The sequence below is a fragment of the Bradyrhizobium sp. SZCCHNR1051 genome (genome assembly GCF_032489615.1).
In the GTDB taxonomy this organism is placed as follows: Bacteria; Pseudomonadota; Alphaproteobacteria; order Rhizobiales; family Xanthobacteraceae; genus Bradyrhizobium.
On record NZ_JAUEYJ010000053.1, the window covers coordinates 1 to 4,759 of the forward strand.

Sequence of the window (4,759 nt, forward strand, 5' to 3'; positions counted from 1 at the left end):
GGCTGGGATCGTCTCGCTGCAATGCTTGAAGGCTATCTACTTGCAACCCAAAGCATAAAACCGGGAATCCCGTAGCCGCAAGGGGGAGGGGGGCTCACCGTCGTTGTCGAGATTGCGCAAATCCAACGCACGACGTGTTCGATCTCGCCACCGGGCGCGTCGTCGCTATTCCGCGGTCGCGTCCTGCATGCGCATCGCAAGGCCTGTCGATTTTACCTATAGACTTTCATCCCCGGATGAATAGCCTGACCACAACGCCGCGCCATTGAATGGACGCGGGCTCGCACGCGTTCGACATGATGCGTGCGAAGGCCGGGGAGGATGAATGTGATCGCGCTTGCGATGCGATATGTCGCTCGCCGTGCATGGTGTCGCCGCCAATGTCGCGACCACCGCCCCGTGGCGATTGTACGCAACCTCCATCACCACATGCGCTGACGCATGAGCACGCCGCTCATCTCCGTTCAACGGCTGTGCAAGAGCTTTCCCGGCGTCCGGGCGCTGCACAATGTGCAGTTCGAGCTGCTCGCGGGCGAGGTCCATGCGCTGATGGGCGAGAACGGCGCCGGCAAATCGACGCTGATGAAGATCATGGCCGGCGTCTACCGGAAGGATAGCGGCGACATTCTCTATGACGGCGCGAGCGTCGATTTTCCGAGCCCGCGCGAGGCGCAGGCCGCCGGCATCGGGATCATTCATCAGGAGCTGCAGCTGATGAACCACCTCACGGTGGCGCAGAACATCTTCATCGGGCGCGAGCCGATGAAGGCGTTCGGGCTGCTGCTGGACGAGGACAGGCTCAACCGGCAGGCGGCCGAGCTGCTTGCCCAGCTCAATCTGTCGATCGACCCGCGCACGACAGTCGGCGGGCTGACGGTGGCCAGGCAGCAGATGGTGGAGATCGCCAAGGCGCTGTCCTTCAACTCGCGCGTCCTGATCATGGACGAGCCGACCGCCGCGCTGAACAATCGCGAGATCGCCGAGCTGTTCAAGATGATCCGCGCCTTGAAGGCACGCGGCGTCGGCATCGTCTACATCTCCCACAAGATGGACGAGCTGAAGCAGATCGCCGATCGCGTCACCGTGCTGCGCGACGGCGAGTATGTCGCGACGGTGCCGGCCGAGAGCACCACGATCGAGACCATCATCGGCATGATGGTCGGGCGCAGCCTGAGCGATGCGCGCGTGGCGGGCACGGCGCCGGCCGGCGAGATCGCGCTCGAGGTGCGCAGGCTGAATTGCGGGCCGCTGGTCCGCGACGTCAGCTTCACCTTGCGCAAGGGCGAAATCCTCGGCTTTGCTGGACTGATGGGCGCCGGCCGCACCGAGGTCGCGCGCGCGATCTTCGGCGCCGACGCCGTTCCGTCCGGGGATATTCTCGTCGACAATCGCAAGGTGACGATCCGCTCGCCGGCGCATGCGGTCGCCCACGGCATCGGCTATCTCTCCGAGGACCGCAAGCGCTTCGGCCTCGCCACCGGCATGGACGTCGAATCCAACGTCGTGATGTCGAACCTCGCGAACTACCTTGCAATGAAGTTCGTGCTCAGGAAGCGCGCGATCCGCGACACCGCTGGCCGCTTCATCCGGATGCTGAACATCCGCACGCCTTCGGTGTCGCAGCAGGTTCGCCTGCTTTCCGGCGGCAACCAGCAGAAGATCGTGATCGCCAAATGGCTCGATCGTGATTGCGACATCCTGTTCTTCGACGAGCCGACCCGCGGCATCGACATCGGCGCCAAGAACGAGATCTACCGCCTGCTCCGCTCGCTGGCCGACCAGGGCAAGGCGATTGTGATGATCTCGTCGGAGCTTCCCGAGGTGATCAGGATGAGCGATCGCATCGTCGTGATGTGCGAGGGCCGCATCACCGGCGAGCTGTCGCCGGACGAGGCCACGCAGGAGCGGATCATGCAGCTGGCCACGCAGCGCGAAACCATGAAGGCAGGCTGACGGCATGAGCGACCCGGCATTGGTCAAGGACCACAAGGACAGTCTCGCGGCGCCCGGGTCCGGTGCGATGGCCGCGCTGCGGCGCCGGCTGCTCGGACCTGCGGCGCTGCAGAAGCTGCTGGCCTTCGCGAGCCTGGTGCTGCTGCTGGTCTATTTCAGCTTCGCCTCGCCGGCCTTCATGCAGACCGACAACATGATCAACATCCTGCAGGCGACCGCGGTCAACGGCGTGCTGGCGATCGCCTCGACCTTCGTGATCATCACCGCCGGCATCGACTTGTCGGTCGGCACGCTGATGACCTTCTGCGCCGTGATGGCGGGTGTGTTCCTGACCTATTGGGAGCTGCCGATGTGGACGGGCATCGTCGCGGCCATCGCCACCGGCGCGCTGTCAGGCGCCGTGTCGGGCACGGTCATCACCAAGATGAAGGTGCCGCCGTTCATCGCGACGCTCGGCATGATGCTGGTGCTGAAGGGGCTGGCGCTGGTCGTCTCCGGCAGCAAGCCGATCTATTTCAGCAACACCGAGAATTTCTCGATGATCTCGCAGGACTCGCTGCTCGGCACTGTCGTTCCTGCCCTGCCGATTCCCAACGCGGCCCTGATCCTGTTCGTGATGGCGGTGCTGGCGGCCGTCGTTCTCAACCGCACCGCGCTCGGCCGCTACACGTTCGCGATCGGCAGCAACGAGGAGGCGGTGCGGCTGTCCGGCGTCAATGTCGACCGCTGGAAGATCGTCATCTATGGCCTCGGCGGCGCCATCTGCGGCGTGGCCGGGCTACTGCTCGCCTCGCGCATCAACTCCGCGCAGCCGGCACTCGGCCAGGGCTATGAGCTCGATGCGATCGCCGCCGTCGTCATCGGCGGGACGTCGCTGAGCGGCGGTACCGGCACCATTCTCGGCACCATCATCGGCGCCTTCATCATGAGCGTGCTGACCAACGGGCTGCGAATCCTGTCGGTGGCCCAGGAATGGCAGTTCGTCGTCACCGGCATCATCATCATTCTCGCCGTCTACGCCGACATGCTGCGCCGAAACCGCGGCTGATCCTCAAAGGAGATCCAGCGGACCACCATCGCCCCGAGTTCGAGCCGAACGACCAGCGCCGCGCGCAGCGGCAATGGCAACGAGACCATCGTCAAAACGACAATCACCAGACTGAATGGAGGAACACCCATGATGAAGAAGCATTTCCTCGGCGTCGCGCTCGGCGCCGTCATGACCACGGGCGTGTCCGCAGGCGCGCGCGCCGACGATGTCTACATCCCCCTCGTCTCCAAGGGCTTCCAGCACCAGTTCTGGCAGGCCGTGAAGCTCGGCGCCGAGCAGGCCGCGAAGGCCGCCAACGTCAAGATCACCTTCGAGGGGCCCGAGACCGAGGCCATGGTCGACAAGCAGATCGACATGCTCTCGGCGGCGCTCGCCAAGAAGCCGCAGGCGATCGGCTTCGCCGCGCTCGATTCCAAGGCAGCGATTCCGCTGCTGAAGAAGGCAGATGCGGGCAAGATCCCGGTGATCGCCTTCGACTCCGGCGTCGACAGCGACATTCCGTTGACGACCTGCACGACCGACAACCTCGCCGCGGCCGGCCTCGCCGCCGACAAGATGGCGGACATGATCGGGGATTCCGGCGACGTCGCTGTGGTCGTGCACGACCAGACCAGCCGCACCGGCATCGACCGTCGCGACGGCTTCCTGAAGCGCATCAAGGACAAGCATCCGAACATCAAGATCGTCAGCGTGCAGTATGGCGGCGGCGATCAGCTGAAGTCGACCGAGATCACCAAGTCGATCCTGCAGGCCAATCCGAACCTCAAGGGCATCTTCGGCGCCAACGAGGGCTCCGCGATCGGCGTGCTGAACGGCGTCAAGGAGATGAAGAAGAAGATCGTCGTGATCGGCTACGATTCCGGCAAGCAGCAGAAGGCGGCGATCACCTCGGGCGAGATGGCGGGCGCGATCACGCAAAATCCGATCGGCATCGGCAGCTGCACAGTGGAGTCGGCGGTCAAGGCGTTAAAGGGCGAGAAGCTGCCGAAGGTCACCGACACCGGCTTCTACTGGTATGACAAGTCCAACATCACCGATCCGAAGATCGCGGCTGTGCTGTACGATTGAGACCGGTGCGAGGTCGGGCCGGGCGATCGCATATGATGATCTGAGTTTGTCGCGGTCCATCTCCGCGTCGTCATGGCCGGGCCCGTCCCGGCCATCCACATCGCGAGGCATCCCGGGAAGGACGTGGATGCCCGGGACAAGCTCGGGCATGACGGAGCAACCCACTCGGACGCTTGCTTGTCGCGACTGCCCGTCGGGCAAATCGGATCAGCTCTCGGGTGCGATCGATGCGATTGACGGAGGTTGCCAGTCGTCCCGTTGCTCTATTCCCTTCGCGGCGAAGAACTTTTTTCGCCCGCGATTTCAATCTCGTCCGCTTGATCAGTCGGACTCCGTCAAAAATTTCACTTTCGTTTTTCCAGAATCCATGGTCTTCTCCCTCCATCCCGCTTCGCTTGCGAGGGGCGTTTCGCGATCGTCACGAGGCGCGAGGCGGGAATGCGGTGGCCGCGAGGGCTCGCAGCATGTCCTAGGGGCATGCGGACGAACGAGGCTCTTGCGGACGTGAAGCTGCGTGGTCCTGGCGCCCCGATGCTGGCGCCAAGTCGGAAGGGCGATGATCCCGACGACAACGGTGGCTAACAGGCCGGACACCGGGGAGAGCGTAGAGTAAGGTGCGCCGTGGAAAGGCGCGGTTCTTGAGAGGGTGAAAGTCCCTTCCGGCAAATGTCGTTCCAGCCGGTAGCA

General features: G+C 64.0%; 3 protein-coding genes. All 3 read left to right on the forward strand.

Annotated features, from left to right (window positions below; all coding sequences use genetic code 11):
* The first annotated feature begins 441 nt into the window (after nt 1-441).
* The gene (locus QW868_RS33410) at nt 442-1,953 is read left to right on the forward strand and encodes a sugar ABC transporter ATP-binding protein (protein ID WP_316232565.1); all 1,512 of its coding nucleotides are present in this window, start codon (nt 442-444) and stop codon (nt 1,951-1,953) included.
* Nucleotides 1,954-1,957: 4 nt separating this feature from the next.
* The gene (locus tag QW868_RS33415; protein ID WP_315770576.1) at nt 1,958-3,001 is read left to right on the forward strand and encodes an ABC transporter permease; all 1,044 of its coding nucleotides are present in this window, start codon (nt 1,958-1,960) and stop codon (nt 2,999-3,001) included.
* Nucleotides 3,002-3,130: 129 nt separating this feature from the next.
* Nucleotides 3,131-4,072, forward strand: coding sequence for an ABC transporter substrate-binding protein (locus tag QW868_RS33420; RefSeq protein ID WP_316232566.1), 942 nt, complete (start codon nt 3,131-3,133; stop codon nt 4,070-4,072).
* The last annotated feature ends 687 nt before the right edge of the window (nt 4,073-4,759 follow it).

Excerpts from the sequence above, each read along its gene's own strand:
- QW868_RS33410 (WP_316232565.1), top strand. The coding sequence starts at position 442 with ATGAGCACGCCGCTCATCTCCGTTCAACGGCTGTGCAAGAGCTTTCCC.
- QW868_RS33415 (WP_315770576.1), top strand. The coding sequence starts at position 1,958 with ATGAGCGACCCGGCATTGGTCAAGGACCACAAGGACAGTCTCGCGGCG.
- QW868_RS33420 (WP_316232566.1), top strand. The coding sequence starts at position 3,131 with ATGATGAAGAAGCATTTCCTCGGCGTCGCGCTCGGCGCCGTCATGACC.